Here is a 25,096-nt window from a genome sequence, read left to right as displayed (position 1 = left end):
GGTGAAGCATGTCGAAAACTTTGGTTATCGTTGAATCCCCGGCTAAGGCAAAATCTATCAGCAAATTTTTGTCCAAAAATTATCTGGTCAAAGCTTCCATGGGACATCTGCGGGATTTGCCAAAGAGCCAGATCGGGGTTGATATCGATCATAATTTTGAGCCGAAATACATTGCAATCAGAGGACGCGGCGATTTGGTCAAAGAGCTTAAAGCTGCAGCTAAAACTGCCGACCGTGTCTTGCTGGCGTCCGACCCCGACAGGGAAGGTGAAGCGATTGCCTGGCACTTGACGCACTTGCTCGGTCTGAATCCCGAAGAGCTGAGCAGGGTCGAATTTCATGAAATAACAAAACCAACGATTCAAAATGCCGTAAAGAATCCCCGTAAACTGGATATACATCTCGTAGATGCCCAGCAGGCGCGCAGGGTCTTGGACAGACTGGTGGGCTACAAATTAAGCCCGCTTCTGTGGCGGAAAGTTAAAAAAGGTTTAAGTGCCGGACGTGTTCAATCTGTTGCGGTCAGAATGATCTGTGACAGAGAAGAAGAAATCCGCAACTTTGAACCGGAAGAGTACTGGACTCTGGATGCGGATTTTTTGTGCCGGGGCGGCAGTTTTGCCGCCAAACTGCTTCATAAGCAGGGCAAAAAGATGACAATTTCGAGCCGCGAGCAGATGGATGAAGTCTTGCAGGAACTCCGGGCGGCCGCATTCACGGTCGGAGAGGTGAAAACGAAGGAAAAACGAAAACAGCCGGCACCTCCTTTTACGACCAGCAGTCTTCAGCAGGAAGCCTACCGCAAATTAAACTTTACACCTAAAAAGACGATGATGCTGGCCCAGCAGCTCTATGAAGGACTTGATCTCGGGAAGGCCGGTACGGTCGGATTAATTTCGTATATGCGTACGGACTCTGTCCGGATCGCTGACACTGCACAGGAAGAGGCCAAAGGTTTTATCATCGAGACTTACGGCGAAACCTATTATCCCGAGGAGCCGAGGAAATTTGCCAGCAAAGGCCGGACCCAGGAAGCGCACGAGGCAATCAGACCGACATCCGCTCTCAGGACGCCTGAATCCGTCAAAGGGTTTCTCGGACGAGAGCAGTTCAAGCTTTACCGGCTGATCTGGGACCGTTTTGTCGCCAGTCAGATGAGTGCGGCAGTTTATGATACGATTACCGTAGACGTTCTGGCCGGTGATTACCTTTTAAGAGCCAATGCTTCAGCCGTGAAGTTTCCGGGATATCTCACTGTCTATGAAGAAAGCACCGATGAACCGGAAAAACTGGATAATGAGGAAAACTGCCTGAAAGGAGATCTCGCCATCGGGCAGAAACTGCAGTTAAGGCAGCTTCAGGAGAAGCAGCATTTCACCGAACCCCCGGCGCGTTATACTGAGGCAACCTTGGTTCGGAAAATGGAGGAAGAGGGGATCGGGCGTCCGAGTACGTATGCGCCGACGATTGAAACGATTCAAACGAGGGGCTATGTAGCAAAGGAAGACAAGAAACTTGTTCCAACCGAACTTGGTGAAATTGTGATCAACTTGCTGAAAGAGCATTTTCCGGATATTGTTGACCAGGAGTTTACAGCCAACATGGAGGAAAAGCTTGACGATATCGAAGACGGAAAATCGGATTGGAAGAAAATTGTCGGAGAATTTTACGGCCCGTTTGCCGTTACACTTGATAAAGCTGAGCAGAAGATCGGCAAAATCAAAGTTGAGGATGAAGTTTCAGATGAAGTCTGTGAACTTTGCGGCAGGAATATGGTCATCAAGATGGGACGGTTCGGAAAGTTTTTGGCTTGCCCGGGTTTTCCTGACTGCCGGAATGCGCGGCCTTTACTCGAGGAAATCGGCGTAAACTGCCCGAAATGCGGAGAAAAACTTGTCGTCAGGAGATCGAAAAAAGGACGTAAGTTTTACGGCTGCAGCAAATACCCGGACTGTGATTTTATTTCCTGGGAGAAACCGGCACCTCACCCTTGTCCGGAGTGCGGCGGGGTAATGACCGAGAAAAGTACCAGAAAAAACAAAAAATATGTCTGCACCAATCATGACTGCAGGTTTACCGAAGAAATCAAGGAAACAGAATAAAAATTAGAATCTAAGAACGATACTACACGACTAGGATGGGTACTATGGCAAAAGCGACAATCATTGGCGCAGGCCTTGCGGGGCCTGAAGCTGCCTGGCAGATGGCCCAGCGTGGGATCGAAGTCGATCTTTATGAAATGCGTCCGCAGAAAAACACACCGGTTCATCAAACGGAACAATTTGCCGAGCTGGTCTGCAGTAATTCGCTGAGGGCTGCCGGTCTTGAAAATGCTGTCGGGCTGCTCAAGGAAGAAATGAGGCGTCTGAATTCGCTGATCATGGCGGCAGCAGACCAGACTTCTGTGCCGGCCGGAGGGGCTTTGGCTGTTGACAGGAATCTTTTTGCGCAAATGGTTACCGATAAGGTCTCCGGTCATCCGAATATTAATATCATCCGCGAGGAAGTGAAAACGATTCCGGCGGACGAAAAAGTGATCATCGCCACAGGGCCGCTGACAACGGGTGAACTTGCCGCGGATATTCTGCAACTGACCGGGAAAGAGGCGTTGTCTTTCTTTGATGCGGCGGCACCGATTGTCGAACTTGAGACCGTTGATCTGTCCAAAGCTTTTTGGGCATCCCGCTATGACAAAGGCGAGGCAGACTATTTGAATTGCCCGCTCAGCAAAGAAGAGTATGAAACTTTTTATGAGGCCCTGATTCAGGCCGAAGCTGCCGAGGTTCAAGGTTTTGAAAAAAATATGGTGTTTGAAGGCTGTATGCCGATCGAGGTCATGGCCCAGCGCGGGCCCATGACGATGGCGTTCGGGCCGTTAAAACCTGTCGGGATTATGAACCCGCATACCGGTAAAAAACCGTTTGCTGTTGTTCAGCTGCGGAAAGAAAATATCCAGGGAAGCCTTTTGAATTTAGTTGGCTTCCAGACTCATTTAAAGTGGAGCGAACAAAAACGCGTGTTCAGGATGATACCAGGCTTAGAACACGCTGAGTTCGTACGTTACGGTGTCATGCACAGGAATTCGTTTCTGAATGCACCTGAAGTCCTGAATGCTGATTTTAGCTGCCGGGTGAAGCCGGATCTGTTTTTTGCCGGTCAGATTACAGGTGTGGAAGGCTATGTCGAATCAGCGGCCAGTGGGCTTTTGGCCGGACTGAATATGGGCCGCCTGCTAAACGGACAGGATACGCTTGTCTTCCCGCCTGAAACAGCGCTTGGCGGACTCGCCCGCCATTTAGAAGGCTCGCCCAGTGTTCATTTTCAGCCAATGAATATGAATTTTGGTCTAATCACTCCTCTTGGAGAACGAATCAAAGGAAAACGCGAAAAAAATGCAAGGTTATCAGCAAGGGCGCTGCACGAGCTGGAAAGTTTCATCAAAGAAAAACAACTCTAGAATAGGGTTTCAGAATAACGCTAACTCCAAAAAAGCTTATACTACTCCAGACAAGTCTCCGTAATGGATGTCCAGCGTCAAGCGGAGCATGGATTGCGCAGCGCGGCTTTTTGTGCCATGGATGGCACAACAGCCGAAAGCGGTCATCCATTACGGAGACGAACCCGAAAAAGTCTTTATGAATCGGTCTACTACATTATAAATATGGGTGGTGAAACGAAGTGCTGGCAGATAAAGCCCTTGATTTGTTCTCCGCTTATCTCAAAACCAGAAATTCTTCCGAACTGACGCTTGCCGCTTATCAGAGTGATATCATTCAGTTCTTGGAATTCTCTGCCCATGAACTCGGAATCGAAACCGAAAGTCTTGAAGTTAACCAGATTGATAAATATATTGTCCGCAGTTACATTGGTCAGATGACGGAAAGGGAACTGAAAAGAAAAAGCATTGCCCGAAAAATCGCTGCAATGCGTTCTTTTTTTAAATTTCTCTGCCGCGAAGAAATTGTCAGCCAGAACCCTATACAGAAAATTGCAACGCCCAAAGTCGGCAAAAATCTCCCGCGTTTTCTTTTCCAGGAGCATATGGAAAAGCTTCTGGAAGCTTCAAATCAGGATGAAAAGAACGGACTGCGCGACCAGGTGATTGTCGAACTGCTTTATGGTTCAGGACTTAGAGTAAGCGAGCTTGTCAGCTTGAATAAATCAGATGTGGATCTTGATGGCGGCCTGATCAGGGTGTTCGGGAAAGGGAAAAAGGAGCGGATTGTTCCTTTGACGGAACCGGCGGAAGATGCGGTCAAAAGATACCTGCTGCAGCGGGATGATCAACAGGAAGCGCTGATTTTAAACTACAAAGATATGCGGCTAAGTTCGCGCTCAGTGAGCCGGATCCTGGACAAACTGGAGAAAACCGCTAAGCTTAACCAGCATGTTCATCCGCATATGCTGCGTCATACATTTGCAACGCACCTGCTGGAGGGCGGCGCGGATTTAAGAAGTGTTCAGGAGCTGCTGGGGCATAAAAAATTGTCTTCAACCCAGATTTACACGCACCTGTCCAGGGAAAAACTTCGGAGCGTCTACCTAAAAGCTCATCCGAGAGCAAAATGAAGTAATATTTAGAATATTCATAAAAGCTACTGCATTTTTGAAAATTACCCTTGACTCTTCAGAAAATAATAAGTACACTGCAAATTGAGGGGGAACATATTCATGTTTCATGCAACGACGATTATCGCAATCAAAAAGGAATCAAAAGTGGCTATTGCAGGTGACGGCCAGGTTACCATGGGACAAGCGACAATTATGAAACATACGGCCCGTAAGCTTCGCCGTTTGTATCAAGGAAAAGTCCTAGCGGGATTTGCTGGTTCTGTGGCCGATGCTTTTACGCTTTTCGAAAAATTTGAAGGAAAGCTCGAGGAATATCACGGCAATTTGCAGAGAGCGTCTGTAGAGTTGGCCAAAGAATGGCGGACGGACAGGATGCTCAGAAACCTTGAGGCATTGCTGATCGTGGCCGATAAAAATACGATTTTGCTGATTTCCGGCTCAGGGGAAGTCATTGAGCCTGATGACGGTATTGCCGCGATCGGATCAGGCGGAAATTACGCGCTGGCCGCGGCGCGCGCCCTGAATACACATACGGATCTTAACGCGGGAGAGCTTGTCAGGGAAGCCATGAAAGTGGCTGCCTCTATTTGTGTTTATACCAATGAAAATATTGTCGTGGAAGAACTGGAGGACGTGGACTGATGGAACAGCTTACACCAAAGGAAATCGTCGCCGAACTGGATAAATATATCGTTGGGCAAAAACAGGCCAAAAGAGCCGTAGCCATTGCCCTGCGCAACAGATACCGCCGCTCGCTTCTGCCTGCAGCCCTGCAGGAGGATGTTCTTCCGAAGAATATTTTAATGATCGGGCCTACGGGGGTAGGCAAGACAGAGATTGCCCGGCGCCTGGCTAAGCTCGTCAAGGCTCCGTTTACCAAAGTGGAAGCCACGAAGTTTACCGAAGTCGGCTATGTCGGCAGGGACGTTGAATCGATCATCCGGGATTTGACCGAGATCGCTTTACGCATGGTCAAAAGCGAAAAAATGCAAGAAGTTGAAGCTCAGGCTGAGGTGAATGCGGAGAAACGTCTTCTAACAATACTTGTCCCGGGCAAAAAGAAAGAATCATCCAATGTTAATCCATTTCAGTATTTATTCAACCAGGATAATGAACCGGAAAAAGAAAGCCCTGCTTCTCCGGAAGTAGAAAAAGACAGGGAATTCCTCAGAGAAAAGCTTCAAAAAGGAGAGCTCGAGGAGCATACCCTTGAGATCGAAGTTGAAGAAAGTTCTCAATATACGGATATGCTTGGTGCTTCAGGCATGGAGCTCGGCGTCAACATTCAGGACATGATGGCCGGAATGTTTCCGAAGAAACGCAAAAAACGCAAAGTAACAGTCAAAGAAGCCCGCAGAATTCTGGCTCAGGAAGAGGCCCAGAATCTGATTGAACAAGATGAGGCGGTGCAGGAAGCCATTCGCCGGACCGAGCAGGAAGGCATTGTTTTTATCGACGAAATTGATAAGATTGCCGGCAAGGAATCTTCAGGCGGTCCTGATGTTTCCCGCGGAGGGGTCCAGCGAGATATTCTGCCGCTGATTGAAGGATCCACCGTAATGACCAAGTACGGTCCTGTCCGGACGGATCATATTCTGTTTATTGCTGCAGGCGCTTTCCACGTAGCGAAACCTTCCGATCTGATACCGGAACTCCAGGGAAGACTGCCGATCCGTGTCGAGCTGGAATCGTTGAGTGTTGCAGATTTTAAACGGATTCTGATTGAACCGCAGGCTTCACTGATTAAACAGTATGGCGCGCTGCTCTCTACAGAGGGCATAGACGTCATTTTTTCCGAAAATGCGATTGAAGAAATAGCCCAGATTGCTTACAATGTCAACGCTTACACGGAAAATATCGGGGCACGGAGACTGCATACCATTGTCGAAAAAGTCTTGGAGGAGCTTTCGTTCGAAGCTTCAGAACTGCCGGAGGATTATTCCATCACCATTAACCGGGAGTATATCCAGAAACGGGTCGGCGATGTTGCGAAGAATCAGGACCTGTCAAAGTATATTCTTTAAATCGTATTTCAAAATTATTAACATCAATATAGTTCAAGTTTTGAGTTCTGAGTACCAAGAATAAGGGGGGGTAATCTGTGGAAATTTTACTAGAAAAGATCAGAAAAATTAGCGGACTCATTCAGCGTGCTGCCGGAAAACCTGTGGATTTTGACGAGATGGCCAAAGTACTAAGTCAGGAGATTGCTGCCAATTGTTATATTGTCGGACGCAGGGGGAAAATCCTCGGCTATAGCTTCATGGATGATTTCCACTGCGGGGAAATGGAACAAATCGTTCTTCATACGGAAAGATTTCCGGAAAGCTACAATGAAGGTCTACTAAAAACAATCGAAACAAAGGCGAACACAACGCAAGTTGCGAATGCCTGTGTATTCAGCAAACATCACGAGTGTGTTTTCGGCAATAAGATGACAACAATTGTGCCGATTCTTGGAGGCGGAGACAGGGTCGGGACGCTCGTTCTGGCCAAATTCGGCAAGCAGTTTCGGTCGGAGGATCTGATCCTTGCTGAATATGGCGCTACGGTGATTGGTATGGAGATCCTGCGCGTCAAGGCTGAACAGGCGGAGGAAGAAGCCCGCAAGAAAGCCGCAGTCCAAATTGCAGTGGGAACACTGTCTTACTCGGAACTCGAGGCCGTTGAGCATATTTTTGCTGAACTGGGCGGCGGCGAGGGGCTGCTGGTAGCCAGCAAAATTGCCGACAGGGTTGGCATTACCCGTTCGGTAATTGTCAACGCGCTGCGCAAGTTTGAATCAGCAGGCGTGATTGAATCAAAGTCTCTCGGAATGAAAGGCACGTATATCAAGGTTCTGAATGACTATCTGCTGGACGAGCTGGATAAGTACATTAAACGGCATCGTTAAAGAGAAGGGTAAATGATTATGGATGCGCAAGAATATGGTTACCGCATGAAACCTTTGGTAATTCCGGGAGTGCTATATATCATCCTGTATCCGCTGCTGATCGGAGGGATACTCTTTTTCTATGCTTTGCCGACGCTTTATTTACTGATCCTTTCCGGAATTTATGCTGCTACGATTCTCTTGATCCTGTTGATTTGGTTGACGGCGAAAACGAAACGGATTGTTATTGATGATCGTGCGATCATCTTCCGGTCCTTATTCCGCAAAAAGGCATTTGAGCCGAAAGATATCCGTAAAGCCTCATTCTTTTGGACCAAAAACAATGAAGAAATTGTGATGCTTAAAGCCGGGAATAATAAAGTGTATTACCTTACTGATCTTTATTTTCCTTATAATGAACTGCTTACAGATCTAGAGGAGTTTATCATCTCTCATAATATCCGGTCCAATCTGGCCGCCCATTACGGGATTAATTAAAGTTGCATTCGGGAGTAGGGTATGATATTCTATTCGCAGTGTGATTTTTTGGAGTACACACGCAGTGGGACTTAGCGTACAGGTTCTTTGCGCAAGCAAAGGGTACCAGGAATGAACCTGCGGAGGAAAAAAACAAATGAAGAGAGGAGGTGTAACACAATGGCTGTAATTTCTATGAAGCAACTCTTAGAAGCCGGTGTACACTTCGGGCACCAGACCCGCCGCTGGAATCCTAAAATGGCTCGTTACATTTTTACGGAGAGAAATGGTATCTATATCATTGACCTTCAGAAAACCGTTAAAAAAGTTGACGAGGCCTTCAATTTTATCCGGGATGCCGCAGTAAACGGCGGAACTGTGCTGTTTGTAGGCACAAAAAAACAGGCTCAGGAATCTGTGAAAGAAGAAGCTGAACGTTGCGGCATGTATTTCGTTAACGAGCGCTGGCTCGGCGGAATGCTGACGAACTTCCAGACGATTCAAAAGAGAGTTCAGAGACTGCATCAGCTCGAAAGAATGGAAGCAGAAGGCGTTTTTGAAGTTCTTCCTAAGAAGGAAGTCGCTGCGCTGCGCCATGAAATGGGCAAGCTGGAAAGATTCCTTGGCGGCATCAAAAACATGAAAAAACTTCCTGATGTTTTATTCATCGTAGATCCGCGCAAAGAAAGAATTGCCGTTGCTGAGGCAAGAAGATTAAATATTCCGATCGTAGGAATTGTCGATACCAACTGTGATCCTGACGAGATCGATGTTGTGATTCCTGCCAATGATGACGCGATCCGGGCTGTAAAACTGCTCACCGCGAAAATGGCCGATGCCATTATCGAAGGACAACAGGGAAGTCTTGACAATACCGAAGAAGTCGAAGAGAGCAATCAAACCGAAGACGAAGAATAGTTAATAAAACAGGGTGAGATTGGGGTATGTTCTTCATGACTTACCCTGTTTTTATATGTGTCGTGAAGTATTCAATAAAGGAGGGTTACCGTATGGCTGAAGTTACTTCTTCTCAGGTGAAAGAACTCAGGGAAAGAACCGGAGCCGGAATGATGGACTGCAAAAAGGCATTAACCGAATGTAATGCCGATATGGACAAAGCGATAGATTTCTTAAGAGAAAAGGGTCTGGCTGCCGCTGCGAAAAAAGAAGGACGAATTGCTGCCGAAGGGACTGTAGAAGCCTACATTCATGGGGGCGGTAGAATTGGTGTTTTGCTCGAATTAAACTGCGAAACCGACTTTGTATCCCGTGGAGATGAATTTAAGCAGCTGACTAAGGATATTGCGATGCAGATCGCCGCAGCTAAACCGCTTTATGTCAATAAAGAAGATGTTCCGGCTGACGTTGTTGCCCATGAAAGAGAAATATTCAGGGCTCAGGCATTGAATGAAGGGAAACCGGAAAAAATTGTCGACAAGATGGTTGACGGTCGCATAGAGAAGTTCTATAAGGAAGTTTGTCTTGTAGAACAGCCTTTTATCAAGGACCCCGATGTTTTAGTCAAAGACCTGGTCATGGCTAAGATTGCCAAGATCGGTGAGAAAATAGCTATTCGCAGATTTACCCGCTATGAGTTGGGTGAAGGAATTGAAAAGCGCCAGGATAATTTTGCCGATGAAGTCATGAAAGAAATAAATCGATAAGAGAACACTTCGGTGTTCTCTTTTTTAGGGGATCAGAAAGGTTTATTGCTTCTTGAGTTAATACAGAGTATAAATGCTTTCTGTTACATCTACGTACAGCGACAAGAGGATTTTTATCTTTGGTGTAGAAATAAACTAAGTACGGAGGTTCGTTTATGACAGATGCACGTTACCGCCGCATCGTATTAAAACTAAGCGGAGAAGCGCTTGCCGGGGAGCAGGGTTTTGGAATTGCGCACAGCATGCTGGAATCTGTCGCCAGACAGATTTCTGAAGTCCAGAAACTTGGTGTGGAAATGGCACTAGTCGTTGGCGGAGGAAATATTTGGCGGGGCATTGCCGGGAGTTCTCAGGGAATAGACCGGACAACTGCTGATTATATGGGAATGCTCGCTACTGTAATGAATGCCCTAGCGCTGCAGGATGTTCTGGAACAGCACAACATTGTCACGAGAGTATTGTCGGCGATTGAGATGAGGCAGGTAGCAGAACCTTATATCAGAAGAAGAGCGATCCGCCATATGGAAAAAGGCCGTACTGTGATTTTTGCAGCGGGGACAGGCAATCCCTATTTTTCGACAGATACGACGGCTGCTTTGCGGGCTGCAGAGATTGAAGCAGACGTTATCTTAATGGCCAAACAGGTTGACGGTGTATTTGACAGTGATCCGATGAAGAATCCTGATGCCAAGAAATTTGATAGACTGACCTATCTTGATGTGCTCAGCAAAGGGCTGGGTGTGATGGACTCGACAGCAACTTCGTTGTGCATGGACAATGATATTCCAATCATTGTTTTTAACTTGAAAGAAAATGGCAATATTATTAAAGCACTTAAGGGAGAACCAATAGGTACCTATGTGGGGAGGTAATGAAAAATGCTCAATGAATTTCTGAATGACGCTGAAGAAAAAATGCATAAAACAGAGGAGGTACTCAAGAAGGACCTCGCATCTGTCAGGGCAGGAAGGGCGAATCCGGCAGTTCTGGACAAAGTCTCTGTTGATTATTACGGGACTCCTACCCCAATTAATCAGCTGGCCAATGTCTCAGTTCCTGACCCACGGATGATCACCATTCAGCCCTGGGATAAATCTTCGATTAAGGATATTGAGAAGGCGATTCTTAAATCCGATCTTGGACTTATGCCTTCGAATGACGGCATGGTCATCAGGCTAAATATTCCGCAATTGACGGCGGAACGCCGTGCAGAGATTGTCAAGACGGTTAAAAAGAAAGCAGAAGATGCTAAGGTCGCTGTCCGAAATATCAGACGGGAGCTTATTGATGAGATAAAACAGCTCGAGAAGGACAAAACTGTCTCTGAGGACGATTCTAAAAAAGGACAGGAAAAAGCGCAGAAACTTACCGATAAAACTGTGAAGGATATTGACGAGATCCTCGAGAAAAAAGAAAAAGAAATTATGGAAGTGTAGCGTGTTGCGCTGGCTCGGGAAAAAGTGGGACGACGTTAAAGAGGAATTGACACAAGAAAGCGCGAATTTCTGTTATGAGATAACCAGCCCTGTAGGAAAGGCTGTTCCCTGCGGAGATTTACGTGTGGCCAGAATAAGTTGTACCGATGGTTATTTGAAATTTATTCTAATCCATGATAGATTTATAAGGTAGTTTTTTGGCATATCAGAAAGTATAAATACTTTCTGATATATCTAGGTGCAGCTAAGGCTTCAACGGCCACAGAAGCGTGAAGGCGTTTAAATAGGCTTCACGGTGCCGCGGTGCTAAGAATGGCAAGGAACGACCGCCAAAGGCTTGGCGCCAGCCAAGTTTTCTTTATATGGCCCCCTACGGAACAGGGGGTCTTTCCGCAGCCGTTCTAGTATCTTGTCAGCTCTAAAATGCATGACATGGTACTAAGTACAGATATAAAGAGGAATGCTTGTGACAATCTGGAAAAAAGACAGTGGGGATGTTCAGCTGAAAAACATTGATATGAAAAGAGTCCCTCGGCATCTGGCAATCATTATGGACGGAAACGGAAGATGGGCCCAGCAGAAAGGATTGCCTCGTTCTGTCGGTCACCGGGCCGGAGTAGAAGCACTGCGGGAGGTCGTCAGGGGCAGTGATGAGCTTGGAATCAAATACCTGACCGTATATGCTTTTTCGACCGAGAACTGGAAAAGACCGCAGTCGGAGATCGGGATTCTTATGTCACTCTTGAAGGAGTATATCCGCAAAGAGCTTGCTGAGCTACATGCGAACAATGTTAAGATATGCATTCTCGGGCAGCAAGAGGATATACCGAAGGATGTCCTGAAGGCTTATAACGAGGCTTGTGAAAAAACAAAGAATAACACCGGATTAGTGCTGAATGTTGCCTTGAATTACGGAAGCAGGATCGAAATCCTCAAAGCAGTCAAGGAAGTTGCGCAGGAGGTCCAAAGCGGAGCGCTAAATGTTCAGCAAATTACCGAGGAAATATTTGAAAAGCATTTGTATACGAAAGATTGTCCTGATCCGGAGCTTCTCGTCAGGACTTCAGGTGAAATGCGCTTAAGCAATTATCTGCTCTGGCAGGCCGCCTATTCAGAAATCGTGATTGTGAATGAATGCTGGCCGGATTTTAACAGAGCATCATTATTTGAAACGATTCGGATTTTTCAAAACCGGGAACGCAGGTTTGGCGGCGTAAAAGAAGGTTGAGGGATAGAAAATGGTTAAGAGAATCTTGAGTGCTCTGATCGGAGCCCCCCTTTTATTGGTTTTGACCTGGCTCGGAGGATGGTATTTGTCCATTGCTGTTGTGATTCTGGCTTTACTTGGACTTAAAGAGTTTTTACAGATTGGACAAAAGGCTGGTTTAATAAATAGGTTATGGCCGGCAGTCGTTTACAGCATCTTGTGGCTGGCTATTTTTCTTCTTGGCCGCACGGAATGGATGCTGCCACTTGCGATCATATGGTTCATGCTGACATTTGGAAGTTATGCGCTGCGCTATCCAAATCAGTCTTTAGCGTCTTCAACGTATTATTTTCTAGCGCTGATTTATCCGGTCTTTCTGTTTACCTATCTCTACTCTTTAAGAGAATTTGGTGTTTCTTGGTGTTTTCTTGTTTTCTTACTGGTCTGGCTCACAGATACCGGAGCTTTTTTTGTCGGGAATACGCTTGGCAAAAGAAAGCTTGCCCCGAAAGTCAGCCCGAACAAGACAGTCGAAGGGGCTGTTGGCGGCCTGGTGATGGCTTTAGTCTGCGGTTTTGTTTTCTGGTTGATTACCAAGCAAGCAACGCTTCCGGCTATCCTTGTCCTGTCACTCTTGACCAGCATTGCCTCCCAGATCGGTGATCTTTTTGAATCCGCACTGAAACGGACTGCCGGTGTGAAGGATTCCGGCAGACTGATCCCAGGCCATGGCGGTATCCTGGATCGCTTTGACAGCTTTTTGTTTGCGCTGCCATTGGTGTTTTTTTCTATTAACCTAGGATTGGTGGGATAAGCATGAACGATACGACCAAAAACTCCCTAAGGGTGAATCTAAACAGGTTGGTTATGATTGCAGCTGCATTACTCAGCCTGAAACTTTTTACCTATGCGATCGTCGAGTTTTTCCCTGTCTTTGGCTCAACGCTTGGAACAGTGGTCTCGGCCCTGCTGCCCTTTATTTTGGCATTTATCATTTCTTTTCTGCTGGAACCGCTTATATTAAAACTGATTAATGTGCTTAAAATCAAGAGAACCTACGCATCTCTGCTTGTGGTGGTCCTGGTTATGATTGTGTTTGTGCTGCTGCTGGTTTTGTTCGGAAGCCGGATATACCGCGAGTTAGCCGAACTATATACCGCTTTTCCGATGATTTATCAACAGACCTTGGCAATGCTGACAGAAAAGATCGGCTTAATTCAGCAGTTTATTCAGCTGAATCCTGAGATCAACAGTGCGATTCAGTCCAATATGGAAAAAATACTTGTGGCACTCCAGGTCATTCTTAAAAACGGCAGTCTTGGCTTGCTGAATTTTCTGGGTGCGCTGCCGGGCTTGATGTTTGTGATTGTGATTACAACTGTAGCAACACTGCTGACGAGCATGAGTTTTCCGGCCGTTAAGGAATGGCTGTTTGGCAGGGTAAAAGGGAAATATCTTGGCAAAACCAGACAAATTGCTGCAGACCTTGGTTCAGCACTGGTAGGATTCTTAAGAGCTCAGACCATTCTTGTCTGCATCACATTTGCTGTGATCACAATTGGACTGTTGATCATCGGTAATAGCTATGCCTTTACGCTTGGCATTCTGTCCGGCCTGCTCGATCTGATACCGGTTATCGGACCGGCCCTCATATTTATTCCGTGGATCTTGGTACTGCTTTTTACCGGCAGTATTGCCTCAGCAGTTAAAATCCTGGTGATCTACCTTGCCGCTACTGTGATCCGGCAGGTCCTGGAACCAAAGATTTTGTCTCATAATATCGGGCTGCATCCGCTGGCCACCCTGATGTCCATGTACATTGGAATGAACCTTTTCGGAGCAGTAGGACTGATTATCGGCCCCACTCTGGTCGTCATGTATGAAGCCGTCAGGAAAGCCGGCTTTTTTAAGGGAGAATAGCAAAGCCATTCTCTTAAAAGATTCACTCTAAGTAAAACTTAAGCATAATGAATTAGGATAGAATTTGAATTGGAGATATCAAAGTGAAAATAATCTCGGTTTTAGGCTCCACCGGTTCAATTGGCACGCAGACACTGGATGTGGTCAGAAATTCGGAAGGAAAATTAGCTGTCTATGCTTTGTCGGCCAATTCTCGGGCCGACCTTTTTGAACAGCAGATCCGCGAGTTCAGGCCGAGGATTGCCGTAATGATGCAGGAAGAAAAAGCACTTTACCTGAAACAACAGGTTGTTGACCTGCCTGTTAAGGTGCTGGTAGGTATGGAGGGACTGCTTGAGGCGGCGACTGCAGCAGAGGTTGACACGGTTGTGACCGCAGTCAGCGGCAGTATTGGTCTTGAACCTACACTGGCTGCACTGAACGCAGGAAAAAATATTGCGCTGGCCAACAAAGAAACGCTCGTTGCCGCAGGGGAACTCGTAATGCAGACAGCAGAACGGAACGGCTGTTCCATCATTCCTGTTGACAGTGAACACTCTGCTGTGTTCCAGTGTCTCAGCGGCAACGAAAATGCAGTTAAAAAAATTATTTTGACTGCTTCAGGCGGCCCTTTCAGAGGATGGAGCAGGGAAAGGCTGGCTGAGGTAACACCGGTAATGGCGCTGAAACATCCGAACTGGAATATGGGCGCCAAGATCACCATTGATTCAGCAACCATGATGAACAAAGGTTTGGAAGTTATTGAGGCAAAATTTCTTTTCGGCGTAGATTATGACCAAATTGATGTTTTGGTTCATCCTCAGAGCATTGTTCACTCGATGGTCGAATTCCATGACGGCACTGTTCTTGCCCAGCTTGGCATACCGGATATGCGCATTCCAATTCAGTATGCGCTGACCTATCCCGAACGCTGGGAAAACCGTTTGCCGGAACTTTCGCTTGCCGGAAAGAGCTTAACGTTTGAGAAGCCCGATTTGGCTGCTTTCCCATTTTTGAAATTCGCTTGTTCCTGCGGTCAGACGGGAGGGACACTTCCTGCTGTCATGAATGCTGCCAACGAAATCTGTGTACATGCTTTCCTGGCAGGACGCATAAAATATCTTGAGATGCACGAACTTGTGGAACGCACTTGTCAGGCCCATCAGGTTCTGGAGATAAAGGACCTGGATACCGTACTGACTGCGGACAGATGGGCTAGGGAGTATGCTGCATCACAAATAAATCTGGGTTGAGGTGAATGGTTTGTTTGAAATATTGAAAACGGTAATTGCTTTTATCGTAATATTTGGCGTTTTGGTATTTGTGCATGAATTTGGGCATTTTATCATAGCCAAGAGATCGGGGATTAAAGTGCTGGAATTTGCTTTTGGCATTGGGCCAAAGCTTTTTGGGTTCCAGGGTAAGGAAACGCTTTACTCCATCAGGATACTGCCTCTGGGAGGGTTCTGCAGATTCTTAAGTGTTGAAGAAGTCGAAGAAGGGGAAGAAGGCGATCAGGTTAGCAGGGAGGAACTGTTGGCCCGAAGTTTTGAAAGCAAATCAATCTGGAAGAGAATGGCCGTCATTGTGGCCGGACCGCTCATGAACTTCATCCTCGGTGCGGTGCTTTTTGTGGTTGCTTTTGCCTTTTTTGGCGTAGCCGTAGCCGATAACCAGAACCTAATCGGTGAGGTGTCACTGGGTAAACCTGCAGCCACGGCGGGACTCGCCGCCGGAGACAGAATTATGGCGATCAATGGTACAGAGACTCCAGACTGGAATTCTGTAACGCAGCAAATTCACACCAACCCCGGAGAAAAGATGTCGTTTACCGTAGAAAAAGCGGATACGAAACAAATTGTCACGATTGAGATTACCCCGGCCTATGATCAGGAGCTTGGAAAAGGATTGATCGGGATTGCGCCTTCTTATACCATGCAGAAAGTATCCGTCCTGAAATCCATTCAATATGGTTTTCTGCAGACGGTAGAGTTTACTAGACAACTCGTCCTATATCTGATCCATATGATTACCGGCAAGGCGCCGGTTGAACTTTCGGGTCCGATTGGTGTTGCCCAGGTCATCGGGGAAGGCGTAAAACAGGGCATGTCATCGCTATTTACCCTGGCTGCTGTGCTCAGCATCAACTTTGGTGTATTAAATATTCTACCGCTTCCGGCGCTCGACGGCGGTCAGCTGGCCGTGATGACTTTTGAAGGAATCCGACGTAAGCCTTTAAGTATCGAAAAGAAAGGCTGGATTCAGCTCACAGGCTTTGCGCTGCTCATTGCGCTGATGATCGCGGTGACGTATCAGGATATACTGAGGATTATTACGAAGTAAACTTTTTTGGTTAAAGAATAGCGGATATGTCTCTATAGCGTTTGAATTATGAATGTTATTTGAAACCCTATTGTTTGGGCAAGGCTGAGGGCCACAATACCGCTTTTCGGCCGTTGTGTCCTCCGTGACCCGTCGCTCCTTGCCATCCATGGCATCGCGACATTAGGCCATCCATGGCCGTCAAAAGGCCGCGCTATGCAATCCTTGCTCCGCTCACAGCGAAACTGTGGCCCGCAGCCTGATTTTTAGGGTAATTGGCATGACTTATACGGAAGTTGCAGTTCTTCTATGTAGAGAATACAATTATAGTTCTCTTGCTGGGAATTCATACTAGATTTTAATCACGAATAAAAAGCGTGTTTATCTGATTTGATTTAAGCACGGATTATTCTTTAGCCTTTAAGTTCCCAACGCTATGCAAACGAATGACGTTAGCTAGGTCAATCATCATCTGAATGCATCCAATCGATGATATCAGAGCGCTTGAAGGAGCTTGGCAGGCTTCTTCTTCATAGAGATACTTTCTGGCTCCTTGATCTAGCTTGCAAATTAAACTTAAGATTAGTCTGGGGGCCACAGTTCCGCTGTCAGCGGAGCACGATGCGGAGCGCGGCTTTTTGTGCCACGGAGGGCACAACAGCCGAGAAGCGGTATTGTGGCCCACAGACTAGCCCAAGATAAACTACGTCAAAATAGGAGGGTTTATCGATTGAAACGTAGGATTACGCGAGAAGTGAAAATCGGATCGGTGGCGATTGGCGGAAATCATCCGGTCGTGATTCAGTCGATGACCAATACGGATACCCGGGATGTGCAGGCCACGCTCAGTCAGATCAGGCACTTGGCGGAAATTGGCTGTGAGATTATCCGGATGGCTGTCTTAAATGAGCAGGCTGCGCTTGCATTGAAAGACATCTGCAGCCTAAGTCCGATCCCGGTAGTTGCGGATATTCACTTTGACTACCGGCTTGCACTTAAAGCTGTTGCAAATGGGGTTCATGGACTCCGGATCAATCCGGGAAATATCGGTGAGCGCTGGAAAGTACAGGAGATTATCAACGCGGTCCGCGAAAGAAACATCCCGATCCGGATCGGAGTCAATACCGGATCTCTGGAAAAGGAAATCCTTGAGAAATACGGCGGACCGACCGCGGAAGGGATGGTCGAAAGCGCTTTGGGCCATGTTGGCATCCTGGAACAGGAAAACTATCATAATATCAAGATATCCCTGAAATCGTCCCATGTTCCGTTGATGATTGACGCTTACCGCATGATTGCCCATCGGGTGGACTATCCGCTGCATGTCGGGGTAACCGAAGCCGGTACGGTCAGATCCGGGGTGGTAAAGTCTGCGATCGGCATAGGAACGCTTCTGGCTGAAGGCATCGGCGATACGATCAGAGTCTCACTGACAGGCGATCCTGCTGCAGAGATTCCGGTTGCCCAACAGATTCTGCGGGTACTGGATCTCAAGAAAGGCGGATTCGAATTAATCAGTTGTCCGACCTGCGGCAGGACTCAGGTGGATTTAGTTCATCTGGCTGAGGAAGTAGAACAGAGACTTGAAGCTTTACCGGCACCATCCAAGAGGGTATCCATAGCCGTGATGGGCTGTGTGGTCAATGGCCCTGGGGAAGCCCGGGAAGCCGATTTTGGCATTGCAGGAGGAAAAAGCAGGGGGCTGCTTTTTGCACGGGGTGAGGTCATCGCGCAGCTGCCTGAAGATGAATTAGTGTCGGCTTTGATGGAGAAAATCGAAGACGATTTAAGTCTATCATAAAAACTCTAAACATTTTCTGATAGATCTAAGTGCAGCTAAGGCTGTCAACGGCTACGGAAGCGTGAAGGCGTTTAAATAGGCTTCACGGTGTCACGGTGCCACGGATGGTAAGGAGCGATCACCAGTGACTTGGCGTTAGCCAAGTTTTCTTTAAATAAATCTGAGGTTTTCCAGTTGTTTAATCCTGTGTGAAAATGGTAATATTGAAGAGCAAGAATTTTTTAAGAGCAAGCACTTGTTGAAAGGAAGAAATAAACAATGAAAGTTAGCCAATTATTAAATCCGACCTTGCGGGAAGTGCCTGCAGAAGCCGAAGTGATCAGTCACCAGCTCATGCTGAGAGCCGGATTTATCCGCAAAGCTGCAGCCGGGATTTATACATATCTTCCTCTGGGACTCAGAGTAATTAAAAAGATCGAGCAAATCGTACGCGAAGAGATGGATGCCAAAGGCGGGCAGGAAGTCATGCTGCCGATTGTCCAGCCGGCTGAGCTGTGGAAAGAAACCGGACGCTGGGATGTCTATGGTCCGGAGATGTTCCGATTAAAAGACAGGCATGATCGGGAATTCTGTCTCGGACCCACGCATGAAGAAGTCATCACCGACTTGGTCAGAAGTGAAGTCCGTTCCTACAAACAGCTGCCGCTCCTTCTGTACCAGATTCAAAACAAATACCGTGATGAAAGAAGACCACGTTTCGGACTGATGCGCGGCAGGGAATTTATCATGAAGGACTTGTATTCTTTTGACAGGGATCCTGAAGGTTCCAGGGAAAGCTACCGCAAGATGTATGAGGCTTATGAACGTATTTTTACGCGCTGTGGGCTGACTTTCCGTGCTGTCGAGGCAGATGCCGGTGCGATTGGCGGAACAGGCGGAACCCATGAATTTATGGTGCTGGCCGAATCCGGAGAGGCTGCGGTGGTATTCTGTCCAGATTGCGATTATGCCGCCAATGTCGAGAAAGCTGAATGTCTGCCGCATCCAGACACTGATCAGGATATTCTGGCAGGCCGGACAGGTGAGGTTCATACCCCCAATATCAAAACGATTGACCAGCTGGCCGATTTCTTAAAAATCAACAAGTCTTCTCTGATAAAAACGCTTTTATATAAAGGCGACGACCGTTTTATACTTGTCCTGGTTAGGGGAGACCGGGAAGTCAATGAAATCAAGGTCAATAATATGCTCGGACCGTTCCTGAACCTCAGAATGGCTGACCCGGAGGAAGTCCGGGAGGTTTTCAACTGCGAGCACGGGTTCATCGGACCGGTTGGACTTAAGGATGTCTATGTTGCCGCAGACCTTGAAGTAGCTGAGATGAAACAGGGAGTCTGCGGAGCCAATAAAAAAGATTATCATCTGCTCGGTGTTGCTTGCGGAAAGGATTTTGTTCCCGCCAAAATAGCAGACCTCAGAATGGTAACACCGGGTGAACCCTGCCCGAAATGCCAGGGACCGCTCCAGGAAGCCCGCGGGATTGAAGTCGGACAGGTCTTCAATCTTGGTACGAAATACAGTCAGGCCCTTCAGGCAACCTACCTCGACGATACTGGTAAGGAAAAGGTCTGCTACATGGGTTGCTATGGGATAGGCGTCAGCAGAACAATGGCTGCCGCCATTGAGCAGAATTATGATGAGAACGGAATTATCTGGCCGATGCCGATTGCCCCGTATCATTGTATTATCGTCCCGGTTTCCTTAAAGGACGAAAATGTCGTCTCAACTGCCGAAAGGTTATATGCAGAATTAAAGGCAGCCGGCGTCGAGACAGTATATGATGACAGAGATGAACGTCCGGGCGTAAAATTCAAGGATGCAGACCTTGTCGGCTATCCTTTGAGACTGACGATCGGCCCCAAAGCACTCGTCGAAGGTAAAGTTGAACTGTACAACAGAAGTACCAGACAAGTCGAACTGGTTGAGGCGGACCGCGTTTGCAGTCTTGTAACAGAAATCATCAAAGAAGCCTGTCGTGCCTAGAACCACGTTTTCAAAATCTTACACAAATTGTTGATAAAGTTCTATTGAGTATTACAAAACCATTATGTATGGCAGGTCTGGGGGCCACAATACCGCTTTTCGGCGAATTGCGCCCTCCGTGGCGCAAATGCCGCGCTGCGCACTCCATGCTCCGCTTGTCGCGGAACTGTGGCCCCCAGACTGATCTTAGGCTTATTCAAGCAAGTCTGCATGTCAGAATGTAGATTATTCTTGAGAATTTATTAAAAGAAAAGAACAGTGTATCGTTATACTTCTCAAAGCTATATGCTTAATTTAAGCAAGCATTATAATCTTATTATCCAAAGATTCAGTCTGTGTGCCACAATTCCAGCGTCAAGCGGAGCATGGAGTGCGAAGCGCGGCCTTTTGTGTCATGGATGACACAACGGCCGAAAGCGGATTTGTGGCACACAGACCAACCCCAAATAAGTTACATAGTAAGTTACATAGTAATATGCAGTGATGTGAATTGCGTTTGGATACAAAGGAGGCATTCATTGGTGTCAACTGCGGCGGTCAAACTGGAAGCAACACCTTTTTATCAGGAATTACCAAGTGATGTCAGCATGAGGCTGGATACTTTTCTAAATTACATACTGCTGGAGAGGGTGGAGATTGTTCCTGAACAAAGAAAGTGGATACTCCATCTTTCTTTATCCTGTCCGGTCCAGGAAGAAATTCTGGGCCTCTTAACTGAATCCTTAAAGAAAAGATTAAATAGTGGGAACGAAAATAACGGAATCACGATTGAGATAAAAACAAAAATGTCTCCCGATTTTACCCTAGAGATGCTTTGTCAAGAACATTGGCTGCAAATCATCCAGGATATTCACGAGAAGGTGCCTTCCCTTAAGGTCTGGCTGAATGCTTCCGTAAAATACGAGGTTGTTAAAAACAGACTGACCTTCTTCGTTCCGAGCATGATGGCGATGGAATATTGTCAGCTGAAACAGGATAGTCTGGAAAGCTTCTTTCGGCAGAAATATGGTGTGGAGGCAAGGATTTTCTGGGAAATTGAAGAGACTGCCGCCGAAGAGGAAATCTATTTTGACGCGGAAAAAGAAGAGCAGAAGTATGTAGAGGAAATCCTGTCCAAAAAGCCTGAAGAGAAAAAAGAGAAGAAAGAGCAGAATGCTGTTTTGCTTGGCAGAGAGATAAAGGGTACGCCGGCTCCGTTAGCCGATATTCATGACGAGGAGAAACAGGTCATTGTAGAGGGTGAGGTCTGCGAAGCAGAAATCAGACTATTAAAAAGCGGACGTCAATTATTGTCGTTCGGTTTGACAGACAAGACAAACTCAATAGGCTGTAAACTGTTCTTTGACGAAGGAAAAAAACCTCTGGAAATCAACAAAGGTGACTGGCTCAGAGTGAAAGGAGCTGTGCAGTTCGATCGTTATACGACCGAGCTGACGTTGATGCCAAGGGATATGATGATTGTTCCGAAGACGTCCAAGCTGGATCTTGCGGAAGAGAAACGGGTTGAACTGCATCTGCACACCAAGCATTCGGAAATGGATGGTGTTTCATCGATCCAAAACATGGTGAAGCGAGCCGGTGAATGGGGACATACCGCGATTGCTGTAACAGACCACGGGGTCGTCCAGGCTTTCCCGGATGCAGCTGAAGCCGGAAAAAAGTACGGTGTTAAAATCATCTATGGCATGGAAGGCTATTTGGTCGAGGATGTCGGAACTAATCCGGTCGAGTTGAGCCGCAGCCGTTCTTTTCATATTATTATTCTGGCCAAGGATTATACCGGCTTAAAGAATCTGTATAAACTTGTTACCGCTTCCCATATGGAGTATTTTTACAGACGTCCCCGTATTCCGCGTTCGCTGCTTGATGCCCACAGGGAAGGTTTGATCCTTGGTTCGGCCTGCGAATCAGGAGAATTGATACGGGCGATCCTGCAAAAGAAGGATGCGGCAGAAATCGAAAAAATTGCATCCTACTATGATTATCTGGAAATCCAGCCGCTGGGCAATAATCGGTTTATGCTGAAAAACGGTGAGGTCTCCAGCGAAGAACAATTGATTGATATGAACCGGCGCATTGTCTCTCTCGGTAAGGAACTTGGGGTTCCGGTCGCTGCTACCTGTGATGTTCATTTTTTGGATAAGGAAGATGAAGTCTACCGAAGAATTTTGATGGCCGGGAAAGGGTTTGCTGATGCTGATGAGCAAGCCCCGCTGTATTACAGGTCTACGGATGAAATGCTCGAGGAATTCTCTTATCTTAATGAAGAGGATGCCTATCGGGCGGTAGTCACTACACCGAGAATGATTGCTGAACAGGTAGCTGAAATCAAGCCATTCCCGGATGACTTTTTTGAACCGAAGATTGAAGGCGCTGCCGATAAAATCCGGGATATGACGATGACCAGAGCGTATGAGCTGTACGGCAATCCTTTGCCGGAAATGGTTCAGAAAACCTTAAATAAGGAACTGGATTCCATCATCGGCAACGGTTTTGCCGTGTTGTATCTGATTGCGCATCTGCTCGTAAAAAGATCGAACGAGGATGGTTATCTGGTCGGATCAAGGGGTTCCGTCGGTTCATCGCTCGTCGCAACTTTTACCGGCATCACGGAGGTCAATCCGCTTCCGCCACACTATCGTTGTGCTAACCCGGAGTGTCTTTATTCAGAGTTTGTGACGGACGGAATCGCCGGAGCAGGTGTGGATCTGCCGGATAAAATATGTCCGCAGTGCGGCAGGGAACTGGTCAAAGACGGACATGACATCCCGTTTGAAACCTTCCTGGGCTTTAAAGGAGACAAGGTTCCTGATATCGATCTAAATTTCTCGGGAGAATATCAGCCCAGAGCTATGAAATACACCGAGGAGATATTTGGCAAGGAAAATGTTTTCCGGGCCGGAACGATCTCCACGATTGCTGAAAAAACTGCCTATGGTTTTGTGAAAAATTACCTTGAGGAAAGAAAGGTCAAATATAACCAGACAGAACTGAACCGGCTGGTTAACGGCTGTACGGGCGTAAAAAGAACAACAGGACAGCACCCGGGAGGATTAATGGTTATCCCGAAAGAATGCGATGTCTTTGATTTTACCCCGCTGCAAAGGCCAGCTAACGACACCTCTTCAGATATCATTACGACCCACTTCGACTACCATTCCATCTCCGGGCGTTTAACCAAACTGGACCTGCTCGGTCATGACGATCCGACGTCGATTAAAATGCTGGAGGACCTGACAGGGCTTGATGCCAAGAAAATCCGACTCGATGACACGCAAACCCTCTCGCTTTTTTCGAGTACGGATGCGCTTGACGTGACTGCGGAGGAAATCGGGTCCACGACCGGAACACTCGGCATCCCGGAATTCGGTACAAAATTTGTAAGACAGATGCTGGAAGACACCAAACCTTCAAGCTTTTCCCATTTGGTCAGAATATCCGGACTTTCCCATGGTACGAATGTCTGGGTTGGCAATGCCCAGGACCTTGTCTTAAACGGTACAGCTGACATCTCCAACATTATTGCCTGCCGTGATGACATTATGATCTATTTGATTCAGATGGGACTTAATTCCAGCCATGCCTTTAAAATTATGGAGTCGGTCCGCAAGGGCAAAGGACTCAAAGATGAAGATATTGAGGCCATGAAAAAACAAAATGTTCCGGATTGGTATATTGACTCTTGTCAGAAGATCAGCTATATGTTTCCGAAGGCCCATGCTGTAGCTTATGTGACAATGGCTTTCAGGATTGCTTGGTTTAAGATCAATTATCCTGAAGCGTTTTATGCCACATTTTTTACCGTCAGGGCAGATGAGTTTGATGCGGAACTGATCTGCAGCGGTGTGAAAAAGTGCCGGGAGGCTATCAAAGAAATTGCCGCCAAAGGCAACAATGCAACGGCTAAGGACAAGAACCTGCAGACGATCCTTGAGATTGTGGTGGAAATGTACTGCCGAAAGATTAAGCTGCGCAAGGTTAATCTGTGGAAATCGGATGCGGTACGTTTTCAAGTAACGCCTGATGGGCTCCTGCCGCCACTGTCATCCCTGCAGGGAGTCGGTGAAACGGCTGCGGCGAGTTTGGTCAAACTCAGGGAACATGGAACGATCAAATCTGTCGAAGATATCCAGGCCCGATCCAACGGAAAGATCAGCAAAACCGTCATTGAAACGCTTCAGCAGCACGGGTGCCTGGAAGGGCTGCCCGACAAAAATCAGCTGAGTTTGTTTTAAACTGGACATTAGGAATATTGCAGACGGAAACAGTATATGATATAGTAAAAGCAGGAATTTTATTCTAAGCAGATTTTTGGTTCAGAGTGGGGATTACCCACTCTTTCATTTGGTATGATGAAAAATAAAAAATGCTTAACTCTAAAGGGAGTATACGATGAGCAATTCTATTCTAAACAAAGTTAGAAGTTTGGCAGAGCCACTCGTAATGGAGCTGGGACTGGAATTCGTCGATGTCGAGTATGTTAAGGAAGGTGCTTACTGGTATCTGCGATTATATATTGATAAGGAAGGCGGAGTAGAGATTGACGACTGTGCCGAGGTAAGCCATCAAATTAATGAGGTTCTGGATAAAGAAAACCCGATTCCTCAGGCCTATATGCTGGAAGTCTCTTCTCCCGGAATTGAGAGACCGCTTAAAAAGAGAGAAGATTATATCAAATATACAGGAAAGCTTGTCAGTATTAATACGACAGAAGTGTTTGAGGGATACAGCCGCTTTACCGGAAATTTAAAAGGACTGGCTGATGACCAGGTTATCCTAGAATATGAGGGGCGGGAGATTGCCATTCCTTTGTCGCTAATTGAAAAGGCCCATCTTACTTTTGAGTTTTAAAATGATTTTGAG

Annotated in this window: 20 protein-coding genes; all 20 read left to right on the top strand. The window is 46.8% G+C overall.

The features are described 5' to 3' along the window. Positions 1–8: 8 nt before the first annotated feature. Positions 9–2,102: a type I DNA topoisomerase gene (gene topA / locus DHBDCA_RS10350; RefSeq protein ID WP_015044145.1), complete on the top strand. Its 2,094-nt coding sequence runs from the start codon at positions 9–11 to the stop codon at positions 2,100–2,102. Between the two features lie 44 nt (positions 2,103–2,146). Then, entirely contained in the window at positions 2,147–3,457 is a 1,311-nt protein-coding gene (trmFO, locus tag DHBDCA_RS10345) for a methylenetetrahydrofolate--tRNA-(uracil(54)-C(5))-methyltransferase (FADH(2)-oxidizing) TrmFO (protein ID WP_015044144.1), read from the top strand. Positions 3,458–3,678: 221 nt separating this feature from the next. Further along, positions 3,679–4,569, top strand: coding sequence for a site-specific tyrosine recombinase/integron integrase (xerA, locus tag DHBDCA_RS10340; protein WP_015044142.1), 891 nt, complete (start codon positions 3,679–3,681; stop codon positions 4,567–4,569). Between the two features lie 102 nt (positions 4,570–4,671). Then, positions 4,672–5,214, top strand: coding sequence for an ATP-dependent protease subunit HslV (gene hslV / locus DHBDCA_RS10335; RefSeq protein WP_015044141.1), 543 nt, complete (start codon positions 4,672–4,674; stop codon positions 5,212–5,214). Further along, entirely contained in the window at positions 5,214–6,596 is a 1,383-nt protein-coding gene (gene hslU / locus DHBDCA_RS10330) for an ATP-dependent protease ATPase subunit HslU (RefSeq protein ID WP_015044140.1), read from the top strand. The genes hslV and hslU overlap by 1 nt, the downstream gene beginning before the upstream one ends. Positions 6,597–6,673: 77 nt before the next feature. Further along, the gene (gene codY / locus DHBDCA_RS10325; RefSeq protein ID WP_015044139.1) at positions 6,674–7,465 is read left to right on the top strand and encodes a GTP-sensing pleiotropic transcriptional regulator CodY; all 792 of its coding nucleotides are present in this window, start codon (positions 6,674–6,676) and stop codon (positions 7,463–7,465) included. A 12-nt stretch (positions 7,466–7,477) separates the two neighbouring features. Further along, positions 7,478–7,942 carry a hypothetical protein gene (locus tag DHBDCA_RS10320; RefSeq protein ID WP_015044138.1) on the top strand — a complete coding sequence of 155 codons (465 nt, stop codon included), beginning with the start codon at positions 7,478–7,480 and terminating at the stop codon, positions 7,940–7,942. Positions 7,943–8,101: 159 nt separating this feature from the next. Then, positions 8,102–8,839, top strand: a complete 738-nt coding sequence (gene rpsB, locus DHBDCA_RS10315) for a 30S ribosomal protein S2 (protein WP_015044137.1) — start codon at positions 8,102–8,104, stop codon at positions 8,837–8,839. A 92-nt stretch (positions 8,840–8,931) separates the two neighbouring features. Then, entirely contained in the window at positions 8,932–9,585 is a 654-nt protein-coding gene (tsf, locus tag DHBDCA_RS10310; protein WP_015044136.1) for a translation elongation factor Ts, read from the top strand. Positions 9,586–9,740: 155 nt separating this feature from the next. Further along, entirely contained in the window at positions 9,741–10,457 is a 717-nt protein-coding gene (gene pyrH / locus DHBDCA_RS10305; protein ID WP_015044135.1) for a UMP kinase, read from the top strand. Positions 10,458–10,463: 6 nt separating this feature from the next. Further along, positions 10,464–11,021, top strand: coding sequence for a ribosome recycling factor (gene frr, locus DHBDCA_RS10300; RefSeq protein WP_015044134.1), 558 nt, complete (start codon positions 10,464–10,466; stop codon positions 11,019–11,021). 466 nt (positions 11,022–11,487) lie between these two features. Then, positions 11,488–12,249 (top strand): isoprenyl transferase, encoded by a 762-nt coding sequence (locus DHBDCA_RS10290; RefSeq protein WP_015044133.1) that lies wholly within the window; start codon positions 11,488–11,490, stop codon positions 12,247–12,249. A gap of 10 nt (positions 12,250–12,259) precedes the next feature. Further along, a complete protein-coding gene (locus DHBDCA_RS10285; protein ID WP_015044132.1) occupies positions 12,260–13,042 on the top strand; it encodes a phosphatidate cytidylyltransferase in 783 nt (260 codons plus the stop codon). Positions 13,043–13,044: 2 nt separating this feature from the next. Further along, positions 13,045–14,148: a sporulation integral membrane protein YtvI gene (gene ytvI / locus DHBDCA_RS10280; RefSeq protein WP_021315573.1), complete on the top strand. Its 1,104-nt coding sequence runs from the start codon at positions 13,045–13,047 to the stop codon at positions 14,146–14,148. A gap of 83 nt (positions 14,149–14,231) precedes the next feature. Beyond that, entirely contained in the window at positions 14,232–15,380 is a 1,149-nt protein-coding gene (locus tag DHBDCA_RS10275; RefSeq protein ID WP_015044130.1) for a 1-deoxy-D-xylulose-5-phosphate reductoisomerase, read from the top strand. A gap of 1 nt (position 15,381) precedes the next feature. Continuing rightward, positions 15,382–16,470 (top strand): RIP metalloprotease RseP, encoded by a 1,089-nt coding sequence (gene rseP / locus DHBDCA_RS10270; protein WP_242824895.1) that lies wholly within the window; start codon positions 15,382–15,384, stop codon positions 16,468–16,470. A 709-nt stretch (positions 16,471–17,179) separates the two neighbouring features. Next, complete coding sequence (gene ispG, locus DHBDCA_RS10265) at positions 17,180–18,250, top strand: flavodoxin-dependent (E)-4-hydroxy-3-methylbut-2-enyl-diphosphate synthase (protein ID WP_015044128.1); 1,071 nt, start codon at positions 17,180–17,182, stop codon at positions 18,248–18,250. 258 nt (positions 18,251–18,508) lie between these two features. After that, entirely contained in the window at positions 18,509–20,233 is a 1,725-nt protein-coding gene (locus tag DHBDCA_RS10260) for a proline--tRNA ligase (RefSeq protein ID WP_015044127.1), read from the top strand. A 521-nt stretch (positions 20,234–20,754) separates the two neighbouring features. Further along, a complete protein-coding gene (locus DHBDCA_RS10255; protein WP_015044126.1) occupies positions 20,755–24,468 on the top strand; it encodes a PolC-type DNA polymerase III in 3,714 nt (1,237 codons plus the stop codon). Positions 24,469–24,625: 157 nt separating this feature from the next. Continuing rightward, positions 24,626–25,084 carry a ribosome maturation factor RimP gene (gene rimP / locus DHBDCA_RS10250; protein ID WP_034378602.1) on the top strand — a complete coding sequence of 153 codons (459 nt, stop codon included), beginning with the start codon at positions 24,626–24,628 and terminating at the stop codon, positions 25,082–25,084. Positions 25,085–25,096: the final 12 nt, after the last annotated feature.

The sequence above is a fragment of the Dehalobacter sp. DCA genome, from assembly GCF_000305775.1.
GTDB classification, from domain to species: domain Bacteria; phylum Bacillota; class Desulfitobacteriia; order Desulfitobacteriales; family Syntrophobotulaceae; genus Dehalobacter; species Dehalobacter alkaniphilus.
This window is presented reverse-complemented; position numbering and strand designations above follow the sequence as displayed.